Origin of the sequence: Octadecabacter sp. SW4, from assembly GCF_008065155.1 — a bacterium.
Taxonomy (GTDB): Bacteria; Pseudomonadota; Alphaproteobacteria; order Rhodobacterales; family Rhodobacteraceae; genus SW4.
In genome coordinates, this window is the sequence record NZ_CP042819.1 from 656,700 (window position 1) to 681,519 (window position 24,820).

Sequence of the window (24,820 nt, forward strand, 5' to 3'; positions counted from 1 at the left end):
CTATCAGCGCGCGGCTATTCCCACCACGGATCAATCCGCGCGATATCGGCATCAGACCAGCCGAAATGATGCGCAAATTCGTGCACAGTCACATGGGCGACGAGCGCTTCGAGGGTTTCACCCGCGCGGTCCGATAGTTCATCAAGGATCGGCATTCGGAATAGCCAGACCGTATCGGGGCCCTGCGGGATATCATCGGGGCGTTTGAGGGTCATCGGCACGCCTGTGTAAAGGCCGGTGATGTCCCATTCGTCCTCGTTGTCGTCAAGCATGTCGGGGGGAATGAAATCCTCGACCCGGATCACGACAGCCTGCGCGGGGGTGCGAAAGACATCGGGGAAACTTTCGACCGTCTGCGCGGCGATCGCGAACAGGTCTTCGGGGCTGGGGAATGCTTTGCTCATGCCCTTCATATGGACAATTGCGCGCCACTATGAAAGAGCCTCGCGCATATAGGAGACCACCATGACCACGACCCGCTTTGCCCCGTCCCCCACCGGCTATCTGCATATCGGCAACCTGCGCGCGGCGCTGTTCAACTATGCGATTGCCCGTCAGCAAGGCGGCACGTTCATCCTGCGGATTGACGATACCGACGCTGAACGCTCGAAAGAAGATTATGTTGACGGGATCAAGGCCGATCTGGAATGGCTGGGCCTGACATGGGACCGCGTTGAACGCCAGTCCGCGCGGATGGATCAATACGCCGCCGCCAAGGCCCGCCTGATCGAGATGGGCCGCCTATATGAATGTTTCGAGACCCCGACCGAGCTGGACCTCAAACGCAAGAAACAGCTGAATATGGGCAAACCGCCGGTATATGACCGTGCCGCACTGGCCCTGACCGACGCCGAAAAGGATGCCCTGCGCGCCGAACGCGGATCGCACTGGCGGTTCAAGCTGGACCTTGAGCGGATCACCTGGACCGATGGCATATTGGGCGATCTGTCGATTGATGCGGCCTCGGTGTCTGATCCGGTGTTGTTCAAGAATGATGGACAGATTCTATACACGCTGGCCTCGGTCGTGGATGACACGGAATTTGGTATCACCGATGTGGTGCGCGGGTCTGACCATGTCACCAACACGGCCACGCAAATTCAGATGATCACCGCCTTGGGCGGCACGGTGCCGCGCTTTGCGCATCATTCGCTGCTGACCGGGCCGCAGGGCGAGGCCCTGTCCAAACGCCTTGGCACGCTCGCGCTGCGCGATCTGCGCGCCAGGGGGATCGCACCGATGGCGATCCTGTCGCTGATGGCGCGGCTTGGGTCGTCTGATCCGGTGGAATTGCGTGAAACGGTGGCTGACGTCGTCGCTGGCTTTGATATTGGCAAGTTCGGGTCTGCGCCGACGAAATTCGACGCCGATGATCTGGTCCCGCTAAGCGCGCGCTGGCTGGCGGCGCGCCCCTACGCCGAGGTTGCTGATCACATCGCCGCACTTGGCGTGCCCGCCGACACGGCCGAGGCGTTCTGGGCCGTTGTCCATGACAACATCGACGCTGTGGATGACATGGCCCCCTGGTGGGATTTGTTCCAGAACGGCACCCCCGCCAAGGTCGCCCCCGAGGACGCCGAATTTGTCGCGCAGGCTCTGGAGTTGCTGGGCGACCCACCATATGCGCCAACGACCTGGGCCGATTGGACCAGCGCCGTCAAGGAGGCCACGGGCCGCAAGGGCAAGGGGCTGTTCATGCCGCTGCGCCGTGCTGTGACGGGCCGGGATCGCGGGCCGGAAATGGCGGATGTCATGCCGCTGATGCAGGTCAAACCACGGATCGGATAGGGGGCGGAATGGGCGCTGACAAGACACCGGATACGACTGTGCCCTCGCTTGATCCTGAAGATTGGGCCGCGTTTCGCGCCCGCGCCCATGCGATGCTGGACGCCGCCGTGGACAAGATGCAGGGCGCGCGCGATGGCCGCGTCTGGACGCCGGTTCCCGAGGAGATGAAGACGGCGTTGCGCGGGCCATTGCCTGCTGAAGGGCGCGGCGCTGCGGCCACTGACGCGCAGATCACCGCACTGCTGCCGCATGGTGTGGGCAATACCCATCCGCGTTTTTTCGGTTGGGTGCATGGTGCGGGGACGCCTTCGAATATGGTCGCTGATATTGCTGCGGCCGCGATGAACGCCAACCTTGGCGGGCGCGATCACGGGGCGATGTATATCGAAAAGCAGGTCGTGGACTGGGTGCGTCGCCTGTTTGGTTTTCCGGAAAATTCCAGCGGATTGGTCGTGTCGGGCACATCCATCGCGACCATCATCGCGCTGAAATCCGCGCGTGACCGTGCGCTGGGGTTTGACGTGCGCAAGACGGGTGTGCAGGCGGGCAAGCTGGTTGGCTATACCTCGGATCAGTCGCATTCCTGCGTCGCGCGGGCCTTTGATATGCTGGGGCTTGGGGCGGATTCCCTGCGCCGGATTCCGGTGACGGATATCTATGAAATGGACCTGCAGGCGCTACGCCAAGCGATTGCCGCGGATCGCGCAGCGGGCTTGCAGCCTTTTGCCGTTGTTGGCACGGCAGGGGCCGTGAATGTGGGCGCGATTGACGATCTGGACGGCATTGCCGATATCGCCGCCGCCGAAAACCTTTGGTTCCATATCGACGGGGCATTTGGCGCGCTGGGCGTCTTGAGTGACCGGTTGCGGGATCGCCTGACAGGGATCAAACGGGCGGATTCGCTGGCGTTTGATTTCCACAAATGGGCGCATGTGAATTATGATGCGGGCTTTGTGCTGATCCGCGACGAGGACGCCCATCGGCGCGCCTTTTCCGACCGGCCCGACTATTTGTTGCCCGCAACCGACGGGCTGGCTTCGGGCAACCCGTGGCCCGTGGATTATGGACCGGAACTGTCGCGCGGGTTTCGTGCGTTGAAAATCTGGGCGCATCTGAATGAACACGGACCCGACAAGATCGGCGCGCTGATCACGCAGAACTGCGACCAGGCGGCCTATCTTGGGCGGTTGGTTGACGGGGATCAGGGGTTTGAACGGCTGGCCCCCGTGGCGATGAACATCTGCTGTTTTCGCGCGGTGCCCGCGGGACTGGACGCTGCCGAACTGGACGCCCTGAACGACCGGATCGTTGTTGCATTGCAGGTCAGCGGGATCGCCGCGCCCTCGACCACCCGGCTGGGCGGGAAAACCGCGATCCGTGTCAATATCACCAACCATCGCACGCAGTTTCGCGATATGGAGGTGCTGCTGAACGCGATCCGTGAGGAAGTGGCCAATGGCGTCTGAAGCACCCCAAGCCGTCTTTTTGACGGGTTTGCCACTGCGCCACATCACGGTGATGGCTTTGACGGCAAGCCTTGGGTTGATGGCCGTGTTCATGGTCGATTTCGTTGATATGATTTTCATATCGATGCTTGGCAAGGCGGAACTGGCCGCAGCCGTGGGCTATGCCGGCGCGATTTTGTTTTTTACGTCGTCCTTTGGCATCGGTGTCGCGATTGCGGCGGGCGCATTGGTGGCCCGCGCATTGGGGCAGGGTGATACGGATCTGGCGCGCCGTCGTGCCACCAACGCGCTTATCTATGGTGTGGTGTTTGGCGCGGTGTTCGCGGCCATCGTATGGGCCAATCTTGCCGCCCTGGCGGGATTGATGGGCGCGACGGGCGATACGCTTGAATTGGCGGTCCACTACATGGCGATTGTTGTGCCATCGCTTCCGTTCCTGTTGATCGGCATGGTGGGCGGCGCGATTTTGCGTGCGCATGGGGATGCGCGCCGCGCGATGATGGCCACCATCTGGGGGGCGATCATCAACGCCGTTCTGGATCCGATCCTTATTTTTGGGCTCGACCTTGAATTGACAGGGGCCGCGATGGCAAGCGTTTCCGCGCGCTTTGCGATGGCGGCTGCCGCCTTGGCGCCGATCATGCGTCATCATGGCGGGTTCGGGCGGCCGACCATGGCTTCGATCCATCTGGACCTGACGCCCATTCTGGCGATTGCCGTCCCGGCGGTCTTGACGCAACTGGCCACACCGATCGGGCAGGCCTATGTCACGCGCGCGATGGCGGCTTACGGCGAACAGGCGGTTGCGGGCATGGCGATCGTCGCGCGGATGACGCCTGTCGCCTTTGGTGTGATCTTTGCGATGTCTGGCGCGATAGGACCGATCATTGGCCAGAACGCGGGCGCAGGGCAGAATGCGCGCGTGCAACGGACTTTTTTTGACGGGTTGTTGTTTGCGGGCGTGGTGGTTGTGGTTGTCTCGGTCGTGTTGTTCCTGCTGCGCGGCCCGCTTGAATGGCTGTTCGTGCTGGACGGGCAGGCACGCACGCTGGTGTTTCTGTTCGCGGGTCCGCTTAGCTTGTTGTTCTTTTTCAACGGGGTGATTTTTGTCGCCAATGCCGCATTCAACAACCTTGGCCATCCGTTTTATTCGACGGTCGTGAATTGGGGACGGCATACGTTGGGCACCATTCCGTTTGTGATCGTCGGGGCGATGTGGTGGGGCGCGCCGGGCGTCTTGATCGGTCAGGCCGTCGGTGGTGTTGTGTTCGCGGCGTTGGCACTAGTGCTGGCGCTGCGCGTGATCCGCAAGGGGGACGCCGATGAATACCCCAAGCCGTTTGCGCGACAGGCACGGCTTTTGGGGTTGCTGCACGCGCGTCGCTAGCTGTTCAGGGGTCCGTCCGCAACACGCGGTTCCCGTGCCGTCAGGGACCGGGCAGGCAGATAGATTGGCGTGGAGCATGGCACCCCAGGGGTCGCTGGCTATTCGCGCGCGCGCAACACGCGGGCAGGGCGCGCGGCCAGGGGACGCCAGGCGAAGACCAGATTGGCGGCCAGCACCGCGAGGATACCGCCAATGATGATTGCCCCGGCCGAGGTCCAGATCACGGTATAGTCCGTTTCCATGATGAACGTGCTGACGGCCCAGCCGCCCGCAATCCCGGCTGCCAGCGCCACACCGCCCGCTGCCGCTCCAAGAATCAGCGCGCGCAGGGCGAAACTGCGCAGGATCAACCCGCGCGTCGCCCCAAGCGTGCGCAGGATCGCGGCCTCTTGGGTGCGCGCACGTTCGCCCGCCGCCGCCGCACCGATCAACACAAGGAAGCCGGTGATCAGCGTCGCCAAGGCGCCATAACGGGTGGCGGTGGCGATCCCGCCCAGCAGGTCGACGGCCTGATCAATTGCGTCACGGATACGGATCGCGGTGATGTTGGGATAGCTGTTGCCCAAATCGCGCAGGATCGCGGCTTCGGCGTCCTGTTCGGCGTAGACGGTGGAAATCCAGCTATGTGGTGCGCCGGCCAAGGCAGCGGGATTCATCGACATGACGAACCCGATTCCGGCGGTGCCAAAATCAACCTCGCGGAAGCTTGCGATCGTCGCGGTGATGTCGCGCCCAAGGATATTGACGGTGATCGTGTCGCCCAGTGACAGGCCCATTTCTTCGGCCTCCTCGGCGGAAAAGGACACCAGCGGCGGGCCATCGTAATCTGCCGTCCACCATTGCCCTGCGGTGATGGTTGTGTCGGTTCCCGGTGCGGCCGCGTAGGTTATGCCGCGGTCGCCGCGGATCACCCAGTGATCGATAAATTCGCGCGCCGGTGCGCCGTTGATCTGCGTGATCACCCCGCGCAGCATGGGTGCGCTATCGACGCGGCTGACGGCAGCATTATCGGCAAGGCGGGCGCGAAACCCGTCAATCTGGTCGGGCTGTATATCGACAAAGAAATACGAGGGCGCGATGTCGGGGAGTTCATTGCTGATCGAATTGCGCAGGGTGCCGTCGATCTGGCCAACAGCGGCGAGCACCGCCAGACCCAGACCAAGCGACAGCACGACTGATGCCGCTTCGCCCCGTTGTCCGCCGATTGCACCAAGCGCCATGCGGGTCGCGGGAAAACCCCGTGCGCCGCGCCGCGCCGCGCGTGCGACAAGTTGCACCACAAGCGCGCTGACGCCCAGCAAGCCTAGCGCAAAGACGATCCCGCCTGCGGTCCACAACGTCAGAAAAGCCGTGCCCGACAGGGTGACAGCAGCGCCCAACAGGACAGCGACCAGCACCAGCGTGGCGAAAACATAGCGCATCGCGGGCAGGGTGCGCCCACCTGAAAAGGCATCACGAAACAGCGTCGCTGCACGGGTTTCCTCGGCCCGCGCAAGCGGCCAGAGCGTGAAGATCAGGGCCGAGAGGGTGCCGTAAAGCGCCGCCTCGGCCAAGGGGGCGGGGTAGATCGTAAATTCGGCTGGCAGGGGCAGGTTCGCCGCGATCAGGGGCGCGAGGAGAAGCGGGATGCCACCACCAAGGATCACGCCCAGCGTGACGCCAAGGAGCGTGAGCGCGCCGATTTGCAGGAAATAGGTTTGAAAGATCGTACTGCGCGTTGCGCCAAGGGTCTTGAGGATCGCGATCACTTCGGATTTACCCGACAGATAGGCCCGCACGGCGGCCGAGACACCCACGCCGCCAACAGCCAGCCCCGACAGCCCGATCAGCACCAGAAATGCACCGATCCGGTCAACGAAACGCGCGACACCGGGCGCCCCTTCGCGGGCATCGCGCCACCGCAGACCGCTGTCGCGGAACCTGTCTTGGGCTTCGCCTTCAAGGGTGGCGAGATCGGCATTGGCGGGAAGGGTCAGGCGGTATTGCGTGTGAAACAGCGTGCCCTCGGCGATGAGGCCGGAGTTGGCCAGATCAACGGTGCGCACAATCGTGCGCGGGCCAAGGCCAAAACCCGCCGAGCCGTTATCGGGATAGCGCGTCAGGATCGCGCGCAGGGTGAAATCCTGCGTTCCAAGACGGATGGTATCGCCGACGTTCAGCGCGAGCCGATCAGCCAGCAGCGGTTCGATGACTGCACCGTAATCCGCCAGCGCCTGTGGCAGGGGAATGGGCGGATCAAGCGTGACCGCGCCAACCAGCGGATAGGCGCTATCGACCGCCTTGATCTGCGTCAGCCCCCGTTCGACCGGATCGCGCGGCACCACCAGCATGGAGCGAAAGTCAACGGTTTCAGATACTTGGGTGGCGATGCTGTTCAGCCATGCCAGTTCGTCGTCACGGGCGAACCGGTAGGTAAATTCGACCTCGGCATCCCCCCCCAGCAGGGAGGCACCTTCGGCTGCGAGACCCGCCTCGATTGCGGCGCGCACGGTACCGACGGCGGCAATGGCAGCCACACCCAAGGCAAGGCAGGCAAGGAAAATACGAAATCCGCGCAGTCCGCCGCGCAATTCGCGGCGTGCAAAGCGAAAGGCAAGCGCGAGGCTCATGCAATGCGCCCGTCACGCAGGGAAATCACGCGATCGCACCGGCTGGCGAGTTCCGGCGCATGGGTCACGAGGATCAGGGTTGCACCGTGCCGGTCGCGCAGATCAAACAGCAGGTCGATGATCGCCGCGCCGTTGGTTTCATCCAGATTGCCGGTGGGTTCATCGGCCAGCAGCAGTTTTGGGCGCGGCGCGGCGGCGCGGGCCAGCGCGACGCGCTGTTGTTCCCCGCCCGAGAGCTGGTTGGGGTAATGGCCCGCGCGATCCTGCAAGCCGACAGCGGCCAATTCAGCCTCGGCGCGGGCAAAAGCATCGCGGTGGCCCGCCAGTTCCAGCGGGGTCGCGACATTCTCCAAAGCCGTCATCGTGGGAATAAGGTGGAAGGACTGGAACACCACCCCCATATTATCCCGACGCAGGCGCGCAAGGTTGTCTTCGCCCAAGTGGGTCATATCGCGCCCCAACGCCTGAACTGAACCGCTGGTGGCCTGTTCCAGACCGCCCATGATCATGAGGAGTGACGATTTGCCAGACCCGCTTGGCCCGACCAGCCCCAAAGTTTCCCCGGCGGCCACATCCAGCGAGATGCCGCGCAGGATATCGACCATCCCCGCATTGCCGCGCAAGGACAGGGACACATCATTCAGCGACAGGATCGGTTCGGACATCAGCAAGGGCTTTCAATGGCTTCGCACCTTTGGATATGGGGCAGTGCGGGGGATGCGCAACCTTGGAATTGCCACGATTTTTACCTTTGGCACGTTGGCGCAGGCCGAACCGGTAACAATTGCCGCTTTGGGCGACAGTCTGACGGCGGGCTACGGGTTGGACACCGCGGATGGTCTGGTGCCCCAGCTTGAGGCGTGGTTGCGCGCGAGGGGTGCGGATGTCGTGCTGATCAACGCGGGCGTGTCGGGGGATACGACGGCGGGTGGGCTGTCTCGCGTGGACTGGACCCTGACGCCGGAGGTGGATGGGATGATTGTCACCCTTGGCGGCAATGATTTCCTGCGCGGCATTGATCCGGCGGTGAGCCGTGAAAACCTGCGCGGGATTTTGCAGGCGGCGGCGGATGCCGATGTCGCGGTTCTGTTGATCGGGATCGCTGCGTCCAACAATTACGGCCCGGACTACAAGGCGGATTTTGATGCCATGTATCCTGCGTTGGCCGCGGAATTCGACGTGCAACTGGTGCCGCGCTATTTCCAGGGGTTGCTGGACGCAGCGGGCAGCCGGGAGAAGGTGCGCAATTTCATGCAACGCGACGGGATTCATCCCAATCCGGCGGGTGTGAACGCGATCGTCGAGGCCCTTGGCCCCGAGGTGCTGGCATTTGTTGCGCGTGTTTCCGCGCAGTGATCTGTATGCGGCGTCCAGCCCTGCTAAGCTGGGCGTTCAACGTTTCATTTCAGGGAGAGTTCCATGTCTGTCGCCAAGGTTATTGAAATCATCGCATCCTCGGGCAAGTCGTTTGACGATGCTGTCGAGGAAGGCATCAAAGAGGCCTGCAAAACGCTGAACGGCGTGACCGGTGCGTGGGTCGCCGACCAGAAAGTCACGGTCAAGGACGGCAAGGTCGATGAATACCGCGTTGTCCTGCGCGTGACCTTTGTCTTGAAGGACTGAATGGCAAAGGCGCAGACACGGCGTCTAGCGCATCGCGGCGCGTTTTTGTAAGCCCCGGTAGGTATAACTGGCGCGCACGGCCCCGTCTGCTGCGGCCAGAAATGCCGGGTCTTGCGGCAGGCAGCCGATCCCGCAGATCTGGCTGACGGTCATGGTATCGGTATCGACATACCACAGGCGCCCGCCCGGCGTGGCCACATAGCCATCAATGCCACTCGATTCATCGGTTTCAATATCTATGACTGATGGCACTTCGGAATCGTAATCGCGGCTGAAGGTGCTGTGCGTGTGGAAGGACGCGATCACGGTCAGTTTGATCGGCCAGTTGGGCAGCAGGCAGCTTGCCTCATCACCCTCCATGATCCGGGTGGCACGCAATTCGCCCAAGCGGTTGTAGCCGATATAGCCGCATAATTCGCGGTTTTCGGTGACCGAGCGCGGTTGCAGCTCGGCGAATAAATCCATGATAAAGGCGAGTTCCTCGCCATCACCTGTGGATTCACCGGTGTTGTCCTGTGCGATGGCAGGGCTGGCAATCAGAGCGAGCGGGAGAAGGAATTTCAACATGCACCCAAGTATTCCCGCGCTTTCGGCCGTTGGCAATGGTCCCTTGCCAAAAAGCCGCATGAGACATATTTTAATTTTGGCATATATCTAGGAGACCAAAAATGGCTGGTAAGAAAATCACCTGTCTGTCCTGCGGGCAAACCAACGCCGTGCCGTTTGATAAACTTGCGGCGGGGCCAAAATGCGGGACATGCAAGGCCCCCTTGATGCCCGATGCGCCGGTCGATGTGGATTTGGCGACGCTGGTCAAGGCCGCGCAAACTGACGATGTGCCGCTGGTCGTGGATTTCTGGGCGCCCTGGTGTGGCCCCTGCAAAATGATGGGGCCCGAGTTTGCCAAGGCCGCAAACGCGCTGAAGGGCCAAGCACGGTTGATCAAGCTCGATACTCAGAAACATCAATCCGCAGGCCAGCGCTATGGTATTCGCGGTATCCCGACGATGGTCGCCTTCAAGGGCGGGCGCGAGGTCAAGCGTCAGTCAGGGGCCGTGAGTGCGGGCGCTATTACCGATTGGGTCAAGGGGCTATGAACGCAAAAAGGGGCAGCGCGGTGCTGCCCCTTTTCGTATCTTAGCGATCCCCGAGGGGGCGCGTGATTTAGGCCAGAGCCAGGTTCACGGCGCTTTCGCGACCATCACGGCCAGCTTCGATGTCGAAAGTAACTTTCGCGCCATCAGCCAGACCGGTCATGCCGGAACGCTCGACTGCGGAGATGTGGACGAATACGTCCTTAGAACCGCCTTCGGGCTCGATAAAGCCGAAACCTTTAGTTGAGTTGAACCATTTCACGGTGCCATTAGCCATCGTGTCTTTTCCTTACATAAACGCTGCCCGCGAGAGTGCGGCAGCCTTGGCGTAGTCAGTGCTAGATCGAAGAACTGTAGCCTATGAAGGAAGACAGGGGTCGAGATAGAATAACGTTCGCGAGGGTCATATGGCGACGTTTTGCAGAAAAAGCAAGGGTTTTTGAGTCTGTTGCGGGGTTTGCGCGGATTTGCGCCTTGCCCTTTGGCGCAGCGCAATGCGACATGCGCACAAGGTATTTTGGAAGGATTTGCAGTGCGCTGGGATGAATTGATGGACCGCGCGGGCGGTGTTTGCGAATTTTGCGGCGCGGCGGATGAATTGGCGAGTGTTGACGTAACGGGTGACGATCAAGTGCTGCTTTGCCCCGCCTGCCGCGGTGAGGGTGACGTGCCCGCCGCACACTGGCGCTGCCTTGAGGGCGCGGCCTGGTCCGGCGTGCCATCCGTGCAGATCGCCGTCTGGCGCAAATTGGGCGAGATCGCGGAGGCGTGGGCCAGTGAGGCGCGCGAAGGCATGATGATGGACCCCGACGTGGCCGCGCGCGCCGCCGATACGGGTGCTGCCGAGGTCGTGCATGTGGACAGCAACGGGATGCGGCTGGACCACGGCGACACGGTTGTTTTGATCAAAGACCTACCAGTTAAGGGCGCAGGATTTACCGCGAAACGCGGCACCGCAGTGCGCTCGATCTCGCTGGTGCCGGACAACGCAGGCCACATCGAAGGGCGCATTGAAGGGCAGCGGATTGTTATTCTGACGGAATTCGTAAAGCGCAAGTAGGCGTGGCGGGACAAGTCCCGCCCTACATGGTTTGTTAACCGTATTCGTGTTGGGTTGGATCATGCCCAATTATCGACGCCCGAGTCAGCCGAACGTGCCTGTGTTTTTCACGGTCTGCCTTGCGGATCGGAAATCGACAGCGCTGGTAGATTACATTGAAATCTTGCGGAATGCGGTGCGCGTCACACAGCGCGATCGGTCTTTCGATATCTTTGCATGGGTGGTCCTGCCGGATCATATGCATGCGGTTTGGAAGATGTCGACAGCAGACCCAAATTTTTCCCAACGCTGGGGCCGCATCAAAGCGCGGTTTTCCCGTGACGCCTGTAGGGCGGGACTTGTCCCGCCTGCCCAATCACAACGCGGGCAACTCGGCCCGCCACGGCGCGGTGAAAGTGGCGTCTGGCAACGCCGTTTTTGGGAGCACCACATCCGCGACGCGGCAGATTTGAACGCGCATATCCGGTATTGTCATGTGAATCCGGTGAAGCACGGGTTGGTAGCGCGGCCGGAGGAATGGGCATTTTCGTCGGTGCATCGTGAAATTGCGGCGGGAAGGTGGGTGGCGTGAGGTGGTCAGGGGTAAGGCGGGACAAGTCCCGCCCCACGGAGCTGGTAACAACCTACCGCACAAACTTCTTATGCTTCATCCGTTTCGGTTCCATCGCATCGGCCCCTAACCGGCGTTTCTTGTCTTCTTCGTAGTCTTCAAAGTTGCCCTGGAACCACTCAACGTGGCCTTCGCCCTCAAAAGCAAGGATGTGTGTGCAAATCCGGTCGAGGAAGAAGCGGTCGTGCGAGATGACCACGGCGCAGCCTGCGAAATCGACCAGCGCGTCTTCGAGGGCGCGCAGGGTTTCGACGTCGAGGTCGTTGGTTGGTTCGTCAAGCAGCAGGACGTTTCCGCCTGATTTCAAAAGCTTGGCCATGTGCACGCGGTTGCGTTCGCCGCCCGACAGGATGCCGACCTTTTTCTGCTGATCGCCGCCCTTGAAGTTGAACGCCGAGCAATAGGCGCGCGAATTCATCTGCGCGTCGCCCAGTTGGATAATCTCGCCACCGCTTGAGATTTCTTCCCAGACGGTCGCGTTGGCGTCCAGGGCATCGCGCGATTGATCGACGTAGGAAAGTTGCACGGTGTCGCCCAGTTCAATGGTGCCGGAATCCGGGTCGGACTGGCCTGTCAGCATGGAAAACAGTGTCGATTTCCCGGCGCCGTTGGGGCCGATCACGCCGACGATGCCGCCGGGCGGCAGGTCAAACGACAGGTCTTCGATCAACAGCTTGTCGCCCATGTGTTTGGAGATGCCGTTCACCTCGATCACCTTGTTGCCAAGGCGCTGACCGTTGGGAATGATGATCTGGGCGCGACCCATTTTTTCGCGCTCGGACTGGTTGGCAAGGTCGTTATAGGCGGTGATCCGGGCCTTGGATTTCGCCTGACGGGCCTTGGCGCCCTGACGCATCCATTCAAGTTCGCGCTCAAGGGTTTTCTGCTTGGATTTGTCCTCTTTGGCTTCTTTGGCAAGGCGCTTTGCCTTGGCTTCGAGCCAGCTTGAATAGTTGCCTTCGTGCGGAATGCCTGATCCGCGGTCGAGCTCAAGAATCCATCCGGTGATCGCATCGAGGAAATAGCGGTCGTGCGTAACGATCAGGATTGTGCCTTTGTAATCAATGAGGTGCTGTTGCAGCCAGGCGATCGTTTCGGCGTCAAGGTGGTTGGTCGGTTCGTCAAGCAGCAGCATGTCGGGCGCATCAAGCAGCAGTTTACACAGGGCCACACGGCGCTTTTCACCGCCCGAAAGCGTGGTCACATCGGCATCATCGGGGGGGCAGCGCAGGGCCTCCATGCTGACGTCAATCTGCGCGTCCAGATCCCAAAGGTTCTGCGCGTCGATTTCGTCTTGCAGCCTGGCCATTTCATCAGCGGTTTCGTCGGAATAATTCATTGCCAATTCGTTGTAGCGATCCAGAATGGCCTTTTTCGCGGCGACACCCAGCATGACGTTTTCGCGCACCGTCAGGGCGGCATCGAGTTCCGGTTCCTGCGGCAGATAGCCGACGGTGGCCCCTTCTGCGGCCCATGCCTCGCCCTGAAATTCCTTGTCCTGACCGGCCATGATCCGCATCAGTGTGGATTTACCGGTGCCGTTCACCCCGACCACGCCGATTTTCACGCCGGGCAGGAAGTTGAGGCGGATGTTTTCAAACACCTTCTTGCCGCCGGGATAGGTTTTGGACACGCCGTCCATGAAGTAGACGTATTGATAGCTGGCCATTGGGATTCTCCGTCATTCCGGTTTGATCCGCGTCTAGCGATTCCAACGGTGAGTAGCAATGTGCGCAGGTGACGTCCCTGGCGAAGTGCGGTCTTGCGGTAAAAGTGAAAAGAACCGTTAATGTAGCAATGGCACTTCAATCACGCTGATATTTCAACATGGGCGGCCCATATGGACTGTAATTGCTATCAATCACAACTTTTTCGCGTTTGATGCCGGTTTCGCGGTATGATGATCGGGTCACAGGGCCACAGAAGCCTTGGCACATTTGATCGGAACCAACAGCGACAGGGAACAAAATGTCCAAAAACAAATTGGTGGTCGGCCTTGATGGGTCACCTTCCGGAGAAAAGGCGCTTGCCTATGCCAAGGCGCAGGCGAAACTGATCGGCGACTGTGAAATCATGCTTTGTTTCGTGATCGAGTGGTCGCCGTTTTCGTTCCAGACACCGGAAGAAAACGAGATGCGTCACAAGCGGCGTGAAGAGGAAATCGCCACTGCGAAAGAGCGGGTCATTGATCCGGCGGTCGCGGCGACAAAAAAGGATGGCGTTGCGGCGTCAGGTCTGGTGCGGCACGGCGATGCGGCAGATATTCTGGATGACCTGGCTACGGCAAACGGCGCCTTGCAGATCATCGTAGGCCGGACCGGCGCGCGCGGTCTGAAAGAGCGCATCTTTGGTGGTGTCACGGGGCGACTTGTCGCGACGTCGCAGGTGCCCGTCACAATCATCCCATAATCAGGAGCCGATCATGAAAAAGTATTCAATCGCTTTGGCGGCGACTGCTGCCTTGCTTTCTCCGGTCGCCGCGCTGGCACAAGAGACAGCCGCAAGTTTTGATCAGCGCGTCAACGATGTGTTCGCATCCTCGACGGGTTGGTTTGTGAATCTCATTTTTTCGCCGCTGCCCTTCGAGGTGGCGGGGGCATCATTTCCCTGGATCGTGATGTGGCTTGTGGTGGCCGCGTCGATCTTTACCGTTTATTTCGGCGCGATCCAGGTGCGCGCCTTTGGGCATGCGATCAGCCTTGTGAAAGGTGATTACTCCGATCCCAATGATGCAGGTGAAGTCAGCCACTTTCAGGCGCTGGCGACGGCGCTGTCGGGCACGGTGGGTCTGGGCAATATTGCCGGCGTGGCCGTGGCCGTTGGCATTGGTGGCCCGGGCGCGACATTCTGGATGATCCTTGCGGGCCTTCTTGGGATGGCATCCAAATTCACCGAGTGCACGTTGGGCGTGAAATACCGCAACGAATATGCCGATGGCAGCGTTTCGGGCGGCCCGATGTATTACATGACCAAGGGCTTCAAGGAACGTGGCCTGCCCGGTGGCGCTGTGCTGGCGGTGATCTTTTCGATCTTCACGATCGGTGGCGCGCTGGGTGGCGGAAACATGTTTCAGGCCAATCAGGCCCATGCGCAGATAGCCGGTATTGTCGGCGACTATCCCGGCTGGATTACCGGTGTCGTGTTTGCGGTAGTTGTGTTCATGGTGATTGTCGGCGGTATCAAATCGATTGCGCAGGTGACTGAAAAGGTCGTTCCCTTCATGGGGATCATGTATGTCGCCGCGGCCATCGTGATCCTGTTGGTCAATTATGACCAGATCGGCTGGGCGTTCGGGCAAATCTGGGCGGGTGCGTTTACCGGTCTGGGTGTCGCGGGCGGCTTTGTCGGGGCGTTGATTCAGGGCTTTAAGCGGGCGGCGTTTTCCAACGAGGCCGGCGTGGGGTCTGCGGCCATCGCACACTCGGCTGTGCGCACCAAAGAGCCGGTGACCGAAGGCATCGTGTCGCTACTGGAACCCTTTATCGACACTGTGGTGATCTGCACCATGACTGCACTTGTCATCACGATTTCCGGTGTGCTGGTCGTCGATCAGGCGACGGGCCTTTATGTGCTGACCGAAGCAGGCACGTCGATTCAGACGGCTGACGGGTCTTCGGGCGTGCAATTGACATCGGCGGCCTTTGCCGCGGGCTTTGCATGGTTCCCCTATGTGCTAGCCGTGGCGGTGGTGCTGTTTGCATTCTCGACGATGATCACATGGTCCTATTATGGCCTTAAGGCCTGGACCTATCTGGTGGGTGAGGGCAAGACCAAGGAAAACGTGTTCAAGGTGACCTTCTGTCTGTTCATCGTGGTTGGTGCGGCGGCCCAATTGGGCGCTGTCATCGACTTTTCTGATGCGATGATCTTTGCGATGGCCGTGGTGAACATTACTGCGCTCTATGCCCTGATGCCCATCGTCAAGCGCGAGATGAACAGCTATTTCGACCGGCTCAAGTCGGGCGAGATCAAGAAGTTCGAACACTAGGTTCGCGACGTTTCATTACCCAGTGATCGGGGTGTGCCGGGAAACTGGCGCACCCCTTTTTGTTGGCATTTGACAATGTCCGTTGCGCATGGCCCATTTATCGCATCCCATGAAAGGAAATCCGATGACCTATGTTGCTGCCGCTGATCGCTATGAAAAGATGCCCTATCGCCGTTGCGGTAATTCGGGGCTGAAACTTCCGGCTGTGTCGCTGGGGTTGTGGCATAATTTTGGCCATGATTTTCCGCACCAGACCAAGCGCGAGATTTGCCATGCGGCCTTTGACCACGGGATCACGCATTTTGATCTGGCCAACAATTATGGCCCGCCCCCGGGATCGGCTGAGCATGCGTTCGGGTCGATCATGGCCGAGGATTTCAAGCCTTACCGTGATGAATTGATCATCAGCTCCAAGGCCGGTTACGAGATGTGGGATGGCCCCTATGGCGAATGGGGCAGCCGCAAGTATCTGATTGCGTCCTGTGACCAGTCGTTGAAACGCATGGGGCTGGATTACGTCGATATCTTTTATTCGCACCGTTTTGATCCCGATACCCCGCTTGAGGAAACGATGGGCGCACTGGATTATATCGTGCGCTCGGGGCGTGCGCTTTATGTGGGTATTTCGTCTTACAATTCGGAACGCACCCGTCAGGCCGTGGCGATTTTGCGTGACCTGGGCACGCCCTGCGTCATACACCAGCCGTCCTACAACATGTTGAACCGCTGGGTCGAACGGGACGGCCTGAAAGAAACGCTACGGGAATTGGGTGTCGGCTCGATCGCCTTCACGCCGCTGGCCCAAGGCATGCTGACCAAGAAATATCTGGGTGGCGTCCCCGAGGACAGTCGCGCCGCACAGGACAAATCGCTGGATCAGGGTTTGCTGTCCAAACGCGCGATCACGAATATTCACAAGCTCAATGATATCGCCGCCGGTCGCGGTCAGACATTGGCGCAGATGGCGATTGCCTGGGTGCTGCGCAACGGCGGGATCACCAGCGCGTTGATTGGTGCAAGCAAACCCGAACAGGTAATTGATTGTGCAGGCGCCGTGGCCAACCTGACGTTCAGCGCCGAAGAACTGGCGTTGATTGACGAATATGCCGACGAGGAAAAGATCAACCTTTGGGCCAGTTCGGCCGAGCTGGAAGGATGATCTCGCAGCTTTGCACCTGCGATCTGGACGGGAATGTCACCGTTGTATTGGCCCATGAGGGGCATATCGAGGCTCCGAACTGGCATCCTGATGGGTATCTGATTGTGAATGGCGGCGGGCGCTTGTTTCGCGTTGATCTGGCCGCGCCCGAACTGGTGCAGATTGATACGGGCGCGGCCACAGATTGCAACAATGATCACGGGATTTCGCCCTGTGGCACATTGTTGGTGGTGTCGGACGGGGCGCAAACGGATGGGTCGTGTCTTTATACGTTGCCCGTGGGGGGCGGCGCGCCAAAGCGCGTGACCGCACATGTGCCAAGCTATTGGCACGGTTGGTCGCCCGATGGTGCAAGGCTTGCCTATGTCGGCACCCGCAATGGCCCGTTCGGCGTTTATACGATTGGCATTGACGGGGGCGACGAGACCCTGCTGACGGCGGATTTCGATCATGTGGACGGGCCGGACTACGCGCCGGACGGCAAATGGATATGGTTCAATGGCGAGCGCGATGGCGCGGTCGATTTGTGGCGGATTCCGGCTGATGGCGGCACGCCCGAGCGGATGACGGATGACGCGGCTGTGAATTGGTTTCCCCACCCGTCGCCTGATGGTGAACATGTAGTTTATCTGGCTTATCCGGCAGGCACAAAGGGGCATCCCGCGGGGCTGGATGTGGCGTTGCGGATCATGTCGGCACGTGGCGGGCGATCACGAAAACTGGTCGATCTACACGGCGGCCAAGGCACGATCAACGTGCCAAGCTGGGCCCCCGACAGTGGTGCCTTTGCCTTTGTGCGCTATCTATTCTAAGACGGATGAACCGAATTCTGGGGGCTTTGGTGGGTGAATTTCCGCATGCGCGCGCCGGTCAGGTGATTGGCCTGTTGGGGGGGTCGTTTGACCCGGCCCATAGCGGACACGTGCATATCAGCAAGGCCGCGCTGCAACGCTTTGGGCTGGATCGGGTCTGGTGGCTGGTCAGCCCCGGCAACCCATTGAAAAGGCACGGGCCTGCGCCGCTGAAGGACCGTTTGCAAGCGGCGTGCGCGATGATGCAACACCCGCGCGTGACGGTCACGGGGATCGAGGAACGCCTGGGCACCCGCTATACGGCGCAGACGATCACGGCGTTGCGCGCGCGCTATCCCGGCGTCCGGTTCGTGTGGTTGATGGGTGCTGATAACCTGGCGCAGTTTCACCTTTGGCAGGATTGGGAAAACATCATGGCGCAGGTGCCGGTGGGTGTTCTTGCCCGCCCCGGCGAGCGGATTTCGGCCCGGATGTCCAAAGCGGCTCGGGTCTACGCGTCTGCGCGATTGCCGGGGCGGGCGTCAGAATTATTGGGGCGGTTAGACCCGCCAAAGTGGTGTTTTGTGAACCTTCCGATGAACGCGGCATCGTCGAGTGCGATCCGCGCGCGCGGGGAATGGGGTGAAAAATGATGAAATCTGTTTCCAGACGGGCGTTTTTGGGTGGTGCGATGTCGGCAGTGGCCAGTGTCGCGCTGGCGGATGCGCCGCTGCGGTCCCTGCGCCCTGTGGCGCGAGACAATGCCGCGATTGACCCCGCAAGCCGCGTGTCGCCACTTGCGCGCACTACCACTGCGGAAATGATCGCCGAGGCGAATTTGGGCGGCACTGTTGGCTTTGTTGTGGCGGATATGCGCACGGGAACCGTTTTGGAAAACACCGACGGCGCTGTTTCGCTGCCACCGGCGAGCGTGGCCAAGGCTGTCACGGCGCTATATGCGCTTGACAGGCTGGGGCCAGCGCATCAATTCCAAACACGCATAATTGCTAATGGAGTCGTTTCAGACGGTATTCTGAATGGTAACTTGATATTGGCAGGTGGTGGCGATCCGATCCTGTCAACCGATCATCTGGCTGAGATGGCCGCGCAACTGAAGGAAACCGGCCTGCGCGAAGTGCGTGGCAAGTTTCAGGTCTGGGGCGGTGCGCTGCCCTATATCAATGAAATCGAACCGGGGCAGTTGGACTATTTGAGTTATAATCCGGCGCTGTCGGGCCTGAACCTGAATTTCAACCGGGTGCATTTTGAATGGGCGCGATCAGGTGGGGACTATCGCGTGACGATGGAGGCCCGCAGCGAGCGCTACCGCCCTGGCGTGGGCATGGCGCGGATGCGGGTCGTCGGGGGCAGCGGACCGGTCTTTGCCTATGCCGATGGCGGCGGATATGACGACTGGAGCGTGGCGCGCAGTGCGCTTGCCGATGGTGGCGCGCGCTGGTTGCCGGTGCGCAAACCGGCCCTTTATGCGGGAGATGTATTTGCCACTTTGGCGCGCGCGCAAGAGATTGCGCTGGCCGCGCCCGAAGTGATTGACGATCTGCCGGATGGCGATGTTCTGGTCACCTATGGGTCTGATGCGCTGCGCGACGTACTGCATGATATGTTGGAGTATTCGACGAACCTGACGGCCGAAGTTGCCGGGCTGGCCGCGACGCAGGCGGATGGCAACGGCGTGGCCACACACGCTGGATCGGCGCGCGCGATGGGGCGCTGGCTGGCGGAAAAGCACGGGGCGCGGGCCGATTTTGCCGATCATTCGGGGCTTAGTGATGCGTCCAGAATTAGCGCGCTGGAGATGGTGCAGGTGCTTGTGTCGCGCGCAAGCGGGCCGTTGCGTCCGATCCTCAAGGACATTGCGATGGTTGATGAAGAACGCAACGTCCTGCCGGATCATCCGGCGACGGTGGTGGCAAAAACCGGCACGTTGAATTTCGTGAGCTGCCTTGCGGGCTATGTGCGCACGGCGGGCGGCACCGATCTGGCCTTTGCGATTTTCGCTGCCGATCTTGACCGGCGCGCAGCGGCCAAGGCCCGCGGTGACGAGGTGCCAGAAGGAGCCATAGGTTGGAACCGGCGCGCCAAACGGTTACAGCAACGCCTGTTGCAGCGTTGGGGGCTGGTTTACGCTGGCTAAAGCGTCAAATGGCGCGCGCGCGAGCCGCGTTCAATCGCAGCGGCGTGCAGGCGGTCGATGTTCAACTCGTAGCGGATTTCTTCCAGCATACGGCCTTCGGGGTCGGCAATCGCACCGTCGGCAGCAGCCACATCGCAGGCCAGCGCATAGGCGGTTTCATTGAGCCGTTCGGGCAGGGCATCGCGGATCAATCCGAAAAGGGCATCAAGACCGTCCTCTTGTTCGAAAAGCTCGAACACGATTTGCGACATGCGTTTGACATTGCTGGCATCGTAATCGGCGAACACCGGTAGGTTGTTGATGATATTGGCAATTTTCACCAATTCCGATGTTCGGATATTTTCGTCCGAAGCGGAAACCGCAATCATCAGGGCGGCAAGCGCGTCTTGCGGGGTCAGGGCGGCCGTGTCTGTCATGGTTTTGCTCCGTTTGTTACCCCCTGTCATTTATTGACGCTTGGCCGTTGCCGCAATAGGGAGTGCGCAATGTCGCACAATGGCGCGCGGCGTGTGGAGAGTGAGCGAGAAAAAATGTCCGATCTGCGCGAGGCTGGAATGAAATCCAAGGCATGGCCCTTTGAGGAAGCGCGCAAGCTATTGAAACGCTATGAAAAAGCGCCGCCGGAAAAGGGGTATGTGCTGTTTGAAACGGGCTATGGCCCGTCCGGCCTGCCCCATATCGGCACCTTTGGCGAGGTCAGCCGCACGACGATGATCCGCCGCGCCTTTGAGGTGATCTCGGACATTCCCACCCGTCTGATCTGTTTTTCCGACGATGTGGACGGGATGCGCAAGGTGCCCGGCAACGTGCCCAATCCCGAAAAGCTGGTGCAGTATTTGCAACTGCCGCTGACCAAAGTGCCCGACCCGTTTGGCGAGTTCGAGAGCTTTGGCCACCATAACAACGCGATGCTGCGTCGTTTCCTGGATACTTTCGGGTTTGAATACGAGTTTATCAGCGCGACCGAATACTATGCGTCCGGTCAGTTCGACGAGGTGCTGTTGCGCGCTGCAGAACGCTATGACGATGTCATGGCGGTGATGCTGAAATCCCTGCGTGAAGAACGCCGCGCGACCTATTCGATTTTCCTGCCGATCCATCCCGAAACCGGGCGGGTCTTATATGTGCCGATGAAACATGTGGATGCGGAAAACGGCACGGTCACCTTTGACGACGAAGAGGGCCGCGAGTGGACTTTGCCTGTCACGGGGGGCCACGTGAAATTGCAGTGGAAGCCGGATTTTGGCGCGCGCTGGGCCGCGCTGGACGTCGATTTCGAGATGTATGGCAAGGATCACAGCACCAACACGCCGATCTATGACCGCATTTGCGAAATTCTTGGCGGCCGCAAGCCTGAACATTTCACCTACGAGCTGTTCCTGGATGAAAATGGCCAGAAGATTTCCAAATCATCGGGCAATGGCGTGTCGATCGACGAATGGTTGACCTATGCCAGCACCGAAAGCCTCTCATATTTCATGTATCTCAAGCCCAAGACAGCCAAGCGGATGCATTTCGACGTGATCCCCAAGGCTGTGGATGAATATCATCAGCAGCTGCGCGCCTACGCGGATCAGGACACGGATGCGCGTGTGAACAACCCTGTGTTTCATATTCATGGCCACAACGTTCCTGCCTCGACGATGGTTGTGCCGTTTTCCATGTTGCTGAACCTTGCCAGCGTGTCGGGGGCCGAAAGCAAGGAAACGCTGTGGGGCTTTATCGGCCGTTATGCGCCCGATGCATCGCCCGAAACCAACCTCGATCTGGACGCCGCGGCGGGCTTTGCGGTGCGCTATTACAATGACTTTGTGAAGCCCCATAAGGTGTTCCGTCTGGCGCAGGATCACGAGCGTGTAGCACTGGAAGACCTGTTGGCGCGCCTGAAAAACTGGGATGGCGGGTTGGACGCCGAGGAGCTGCAAAGCATGGTCTTTGCGGTCGGCAAAGCGCACGGGTTCGAGCCGCTGCGTGCATGGTTCAGCACGCTTTACGAGGTGCTGCTGGGGGCCAAGCAAGGCCCGCGCTTTGGCGGCTTTATCGCGCTTTATGGGGTCGATGAAACCATCGCGCTGATCGAAGATGCGCTGGCGGGCAAGCTGGCGGTCTGAGGATATTTGAAACTAATCAGCCGCGCGATCCGTATCTATTGGGTAACCAGACGGAGGAGCGGATCATGCGGCGATTTTTCATGGGGTTCGTGCTGGCCTTGGGTCTGCCATTGATGGCTCAGGCGCAGGGCGCCGAGATCGAAGATGTCATTGGCAGCCAGCTTGAGGCCTTTAATGCGCGCGATGTCGAGGCGGCGTGGCAATACGCCAGCCCGATGATCAAGGGCATGTTCGGCGAGCCGGGCAATTTTGGCATGATGGTCCAGCAGGGCTATCCGATGGTCTGGGACAATCGCGACGTGCGGTTTCTGGAGTTGCGCGAAATCGCCGGTGTTCTTTATCAAAAGGTGATGCTGCGCGATGCCAGCGGCGGGCTGCACATTCTGGATTATGCGATGATTGAAACGCCAGAGGGCTGGCAGATTGATGGCGTTCAGATACTTCCCGCACCGGACGTGGGCGCCTGACTCGCCGGAGCCTTCGGCGGAAGTTATTTCGGAAGAAAAAGCAAGGGGGTGTTGCTGCCCCTGCCAGCCCTGCGCGCGGTGGTCCAAGCGCGCGTTTACCCTTGATTGATACCTCTGCCAGCGGTTGATCGGCGCGATTTTGCGCAGGTCGCGGTCTGGATTTGAAGGCATCTGGCGAAGGACTCCTTTGTCCGATTGGCCTGCGGAAAGGGGTTTTGATGAACAAGGCGATTACGGACGGGCTGGTACTGATGCCGCCCGCGTTTGCGGATGGTTTGGACGTTTGGTCAAGCGGGGACGGCACTCCGGGGTCGGACACCTATGCGGGGTCTGGCACGGGGGTTCTGGTGCCTGCGGATCAGAACTTTGGCGGGTGTCTCGAGATCCTGAAAACCCAGTCAGTGACCAAGCTGCGCTACATGGGCGAAACTACGATTTTGCCGGGCTGCTATTTGCGCATTTCGGCCAAGGTCAAGGCGGTCGGTGGCGCATTGCCATCGGTGCGGATCGCCGGATGGCCCGGTGCGGGTGGTGGCGCGCAGGTGCCAGGGCTGGTCGAGACCGGGCCCGCGGTGCAACTGACCACATACGGTGAGGTTGTCGAGGTGAGCGCGATCCTTGGCACCGGTCTGCGCACCGGCGTTGACATGGTTTGGGCCGATGCGATCTATGGCCATCTGGGTCTTGATCTGACGGGCCCCAATGGCGGTATCGTGCGGGTTGATGACATTGTCATCGAGGATGTCACCAACGTCTTTATCCGCGACATGATGGGCGTCGTCGATGTACGCGATTACGGCGCAATCGGCGATGGCATTGCCAATGATGCCGCCGCCTTTGAGGCCGCCGATGCTGATGCGCAGGGTCGCGAGGTTCTGATTTCGGCTGGCACCTATTTCCTGAACAACAACGTGACGTTTCAGAACCAGGTGCGCTTTGAAGGCACGGTCACGATGCCTGTCGACAAACGTCTGATTTTCCAGAAGAACTTTGATTATGCGACCTATCTTGATGCTTTTGGCAACGAGGAAGAAGCGTTCAAGAAGGCCTATCAGGCGCTTTTGAATTATACCGACCACGAAAGCCTTGATCTGGGCGGGCGGCGGATTGCCCTGTCCGCGCCAGTGGACATGTTCGCCGCCGAGGGCACCAAGAACACCTTTGCGACCCGTCGCGTGATCCGCAACGGCCAGTTCCAGCCGATCACCGGCCCAAACTGGGACGATGACGTCGTGACCTCGCAGGCAACCTATGCTGCATCATCGCCCAAGACCCTGACTGGCGTGGCCAATGTGGCCAATATCCAAAAAGGATCGCTGGTAACGGGCAATGGTGTCGGGCGCGAGATTTACGTCAAGGACGTGAATGTGGGGGCGCAGACCATAACGCTGTCGAATGCATTGTTCGATGCGGAAGGGACGCAGACCTTTACCTTTACCCGTTTCAAATACCTTCTGGATTTCAGCGGTTATGATGATCTGAGCCAGTTTGTTCTTGATGACATCGAGTTCCAGTGCAACGGCAAGGCAAGCGGGATCATGCTGGCGCCGCAGGGCCTGACATTCCATCTGCGCGACTGCTTTGTCACCAAGCCCAAGGATCGCGGGATTACCTCGATCGGGGGCGGGTGTCAGGGGATGATGATCGACCGCTGCCAGTTCCTGTCCAACGAGCAAAGCCTGCTGGTCAGCGAGCGCAAGTCAATCGCATTCAACGTCAACGCAAATGACGTCAAGGTGCGCGACAACCGGATGATGATGTTCGAACATTTCTGCGTGCTGGGCGGCACGGGGGCCTTGATCACAGGCAACCACCTGTTTTCCGGCGACACCCAAGCCGAGGGTGTGCGCAAGGGCGGGATCATCTTTACCACGCCGAACGTGGCGTCGACGATTTCCGGCAACTACATCGACAACAATTTTGTCGAATGGACCAATGAACATGACGCGACACCGGCGCTGGGGGCGCAGTTTTCCTTTGGTGGATTGTCGTTGACGGGCAATATCTTTCTCAGCATTGACGTGGCTGACTGGTTCAAATGGATCGTGATCAAGCCATACGGCGAAAACCACTTTATCCACGGCCTGTCGGTTGTCGGCAACGTTTTCCGTGCGATCAACGGCTATATTGATCGGGTTGAAGGGGTCGATACCACCTATGCCGACCTTGATTTCAACCGGATGCGCAATGTTGTCTTTAGCGCCAACACATTCCACGGCGTCCGCGATGAAACGCTCAATCCGCTGAGCATCGTCCATGATCAGGCCACAGCAGACCGGATCTGGATTGTCGACACGCAGCCTTATCTGCCGTTTGGTGGCTGGGCTCGCACGGTTGAATCCTGTGTCACCGACGGCCGCGTCGCCGATGAAAACGACGATTCCGTTTATGATGCACCGTGGATGTCACCGGCCTATGCGTCTGACAAGACCCAGTTTCGCGTGATTTGGAAGGTGCCTGTCACGGGCAAGGTGCGCTGTTCGGTGCGGATGGACAACCCGATTTAAGATGC

General features: G+C 60.0%; 23 protein-coding genes. 16 read left to right on the forward strand and 7 right to left on the reverse strand.

The annotated features are described in order from the left end of the window. Positions 1–14: 14 nt before the first annotated feature. Positions 15–404, reverse strand: coding sequence for a metallopeptidase family protein (locus tag FTO60_RS03330; RefSeq protein ID WP_148054641.1), 390 nt, complete (start codon positions 402–404; stop codon positions 15–17). 61 nt (positions 405–465) lie between these two features. Here FTO60_RS03330 and gltX point away from each other — a divergent pair, with 61 nt between their 5' ends. The 3 genes from gltX to FTO60_RS03345 are packed head-to-tail and all read left to right on the forward strand — an operon-like array spanning position 466 to position 4,641. Continuing rightward, on the forward strand, positions 466–1,788 hold the full coding sequence (gltX, locus tag FTO60_RS03335) for a glutamate--tRNA ligase (protein WP_148054642.1): 1,323 nt from the start codon (positions 466–468) through the stop codon (positions 1,786–1,788). A gap of 8 nt (positions 1,789–1,796) precedes the next feature. After that, the gene (locus FTO60_RS03340) at positions 1,797–3,254 is read left to right on the forward strand and encodes a pyridoxal-dependent decarboxylase (RefSeq protein ID WP_148054643.1); all 1,458 of its coding nucleotides are present in this window, start codon (positions 1,797–1,799) and stop codon (positions 3,252–3,254) included. Further along, entirely contained in the window at positions 3,244–4,641 is a 1,398-nt protein-coding gene (locus FTO60_RS03345) for an MATE family efflux transporter (RefSeq protein ID WP_148054644.1), read from the forward strand. Before FTO60_RS03340 ends, FTO60_RS03345 begins: the two co-directional genes overlap by 11 nt. Positions 4,642–4,739: 98 nt before the next feature. On the opposite strand, the gene FTO60_RS03350 is transcribed toward FTO60_RS03345, so the two are convergent. Both FTO60_RS03350 and FTO60_RS03355 read right to left on the reverse strand, forming a co-directional pair. Next, positions 4,740–7,250, reverse strand: a complete 2,511-nt coding sequence (locus FTO60_RS03350; RefSeq protein WP_148054645.1) for an ABC transporter permease — start codon at positions 7,248–7,250, stop codon at positions 4,740–4,742. Continuing rightward, positions 7,247–7,915: an ABC transporter ATP-binding protein gene (locus FTO60_RS03355; RefSeq protein WP_148054646.1), complete on the reverse strand. Its 669-nt coding sequence runs from the start codon at positions 7,913–7,915 to the stop codon at positions 7,247–7,249. Before FTO60_RS03355 ends, FTO60_RS03350 begins: the two co-directional genes overlap by 4 nt. A gap of 52 nt (positions 7,916–7,967) precedes the next feature. Between FTO60_RS03355 and FTO60_RS03360 the strand changes: the two genes are divergently transcribed. Together FTO60_RS03360 and FTO60_RS03365 are read left to right on the forward strand one after the other, a co-directional pair. Then, positions 7,968–8,606 (forward strand): arylesterase, encoded by a 639-nt coding sequence (locus tag FTO60_RS03360; protein ID WP_148054647.1) that lies wholly within the window; start codon positions 7,968–7,970, stop codon positions 8,604–8,606. Between the two features lie 63 nt (positions 8,607–8,669). Further along, positions 8,670–8,873: a dodecin family protein gene (locus FTO60_RS03365; RefSeq protein ID WP_148054648.1), complete on the forward strand. Its 204-nt coding sequence runs from the start codon at positions 8,670–8,672 to the stop codon at positions 8,871–8,873. 24 nt (positions 8,874–8,897) lie between these two features. On the opposite strand, the gene FTO60_RS03370 is transcribed toward FTO60_RS03365, so the two are convergent. Continuing rightward, the gene (locus FTO60_RS03370; protein ID WP_148054649.1) at positions 8,898–9,440 is read right to left on the reverse strand and encodes a DUF4329 domain-containing protein; all 543 of its coding nucleotides are present in this window, start codon (positions 9,438–9,440) and stop codon (positions 8,898–8,900) included. A gap of 101 nt (positions 9,441–9,541) precedes the next feature. On the opposite strand from FTO60_RS03370, the gene trxA reads away from it, so the two are divergent. Next, the gene (gene trxA, locus FTO60_RS03375) at positions 9,542–9,970 is read left to right on the forward strand and encodes a thioredoxin (protein ID WP_148054650.1); all 429 of its coding nucleotides are present in this window, start codon (positions 9,542–9,544) and stop codon (positions 9,968–9,970) included. A gap of 67 nt (positions 9,971–10,037) precedes the next feature. Here the strand turns inward: trxA and FTO60_RS03380 are convergent, their stop codons facing one another. Beyond that, positions 10,038–10,244: a cold-shock protein gene (locus FTO60_RS03380; RefSeq protein ID WP_148054651.1), complete on the reverse strand. Its 207-nt coding sequence runs from the start codon at positions 10,242–10,244 to the stop codon at positions 10,038–10,040. Positions 10,245–10,484: 240 nt separating this feature from the next. Here FTO60_RS03380 and FTO60_RS03385 point away from each other — a divergent pair, with 240 nt between their 5' ends. After that, positions 10,485–11,027, forward strand: a complete 543-nt coding sequence (locus FTO60_RS03385; RefSeq protein WP_368074260.1) for a PhnA domain-containing protein — start codon at positions 10,485–10,487, stop codon at positions 11,025–11,027. Positions 11,028–11,650: 623 nt separating this feature from the next. On the opposite strand, the gene ettA is transcribed toward FTO60_RS03385, so the two are convergent. After that, positions 11,651–13,306: an energy-dependent translational throttle protein EttA gene (gene ettA / locus FTO60_RS03395; RefSeq protein WP_148054653.1), complete on the reverse strand. Its 1,656-nt coding sequence runs from the start codon at positions 13,304–13,306 to the stop codon at positions 11,651–11,653. A gap of 299 nt (positions 13,307–13,605) precedes the next feature. Here ettA and FTO60_RS03400 point away from each other — a divergent pair, with 299 nt between their 5' ends. The 6 genes from FTO60_RS03400 to FTO60_RS03425 all read left to right on the forward strand — a co-directional run bounded on the left by FTO60_RS03400 (position 13,606) and on the right by FTO60_RS03425 (position 19,730). Next, the gene (locus FTO60_RS03400; RefSeq protein ID WP_148054654.1) at positions 13,606–14,046 is read left to right on the forward strand and encodes a universal stress protein; all 441 of its coding nucleotides are present in this window, start codon (positions 13,606–13,608) and stop codon (positions 14,044–14,046) included. A gap of 13 nt (positions 14,047–14,059) precedes the next feature. Beyond that, positions 14,060–15,625: a sodium:alanine symporter family protein gene (locus tag FTO60_RS03405; RefSeq protein WP_148054655.1), complete on the forward strand. Its 1,566-nt coding sequence runs from the start codon at positions 14,060–14,062 to the stop codon at positions 15,623–15,625. A 124-nt stretch (positions 15,626–15,749) separates the two neighbouring features. Beyond that, on the forward strand, positions 15,750–16,784 hold the full coding sequence (gene mgrA / locus FTO60_RS03410) for an L-glyceraldehyde 3-phosphate reductase (protein WP_148054656.1): 1,035 nt from the start codon (positions 15,750–15,752) through the stop codon (positions 16,782–16,784). Then, positions 16,781–17,596, forward strand: a complete 816-nt coding sequence (locus FTO60_RS03415) for a TolB family protein (RefSeq protein ID WP_148054657.1) — start codon at positions 16,781–16,783, stop codon at positions 17,594–17,596. The genes mgrA and FTO60_RS03415 overlap by 4 nt, the downstream gene beginning before the upstream one ends. Before the next feature lie 26 nt (positions 17,597–17,622). Further along, on the forward strand, positions 17,623–18,228 hold the full coding sequence (locus FTO60_RS03420) for a nicotinate-nucleotide adenylyltransferase (RefSeq protein ID WP_148057030.1): 606 nt from the start codon (positions 17,623–17,625) through the stop codon (positions 18,226–18,228). Then, positions 18,225–19,730, forward strand: a complete 1,506-nt coding sequence (locus tag FTO60_RS03425) for a D-alanyl-D-alanine carboxypeptidase/D-alanyl-D-alanine-endopeptidase (protein WP_148054658.1) — start codon at positions 18,225–18,227, stop codon at positions 19,728–19,730. Before FTO60_RS03420 ends, FTO60_RS03425 begins: the two co-directional genes overlap by 4 nt. Here FTO60_RS03425 and FTO60_RS03430 read toward each other — a convergent pair. Next, positions 19,727–20,146, reverse strand: coding sequence for a tellurite resistance TerB family protein (locus tag FTO60_RS03430; RefSeq protein WP_148054659.1), 420 nt, complete (start codon positions 20,144–20,146; stop codon positions 19,727–19,729). The genes FTO60_RS03425 and FTO60_RS03430 overlap by 4 nt on opposite strands. 114 nt (positions 20,147–20,260) lie before the next feature. Between FTO60_RS03430 and FTO60_RS03435 the strand changes: the two genes are divergently transcribed. The 3 genes from FTO60_RS03435 (at position 20,261) to FTO60_RS03445 (ending at position 24,815) form a co-directional block, all read left to right on the forward strand. Next, the gene (locus FTO60_RS03435) at positions 20,261–21,841 is read left to right on the forward strand and encodes a lysine--tRNA ligase (RefSeq protein ID WP_148054660.1); all 1,581 of its coding nucleotides are present in this window, start codon (positions 20,261–20,263) and stop codon (positions 21,839–21,841) included. Positions 21,842–21,906: 65 nt separating this feature from the next. Continuing rightward, positions 21,907–22,308, forward strand: a complete 402-nt coding sequence (locus tag FTO60_RS03440) for a DUF4864 domain-containing protein (RefSeq protein WP_148054661.1) — start codon at positions 21,907–21,909, stop codon at positions 22,306–22,308. 218 nt (positions 22,309–22,526) lie between these two features. Then, positions 22,527–24,815, forward strand: coding sequence for a glycosyl hydrolase family 28-related protein (locus FTO60_RS03445; RefSeq protein ID WP_148054662.1), 2,289 nt, complete (start codon positions 22,527–22,529; stop codon positions 24,813–24,815). Positions 24,816–24,820: the final 5 nt, after the last annotated feature.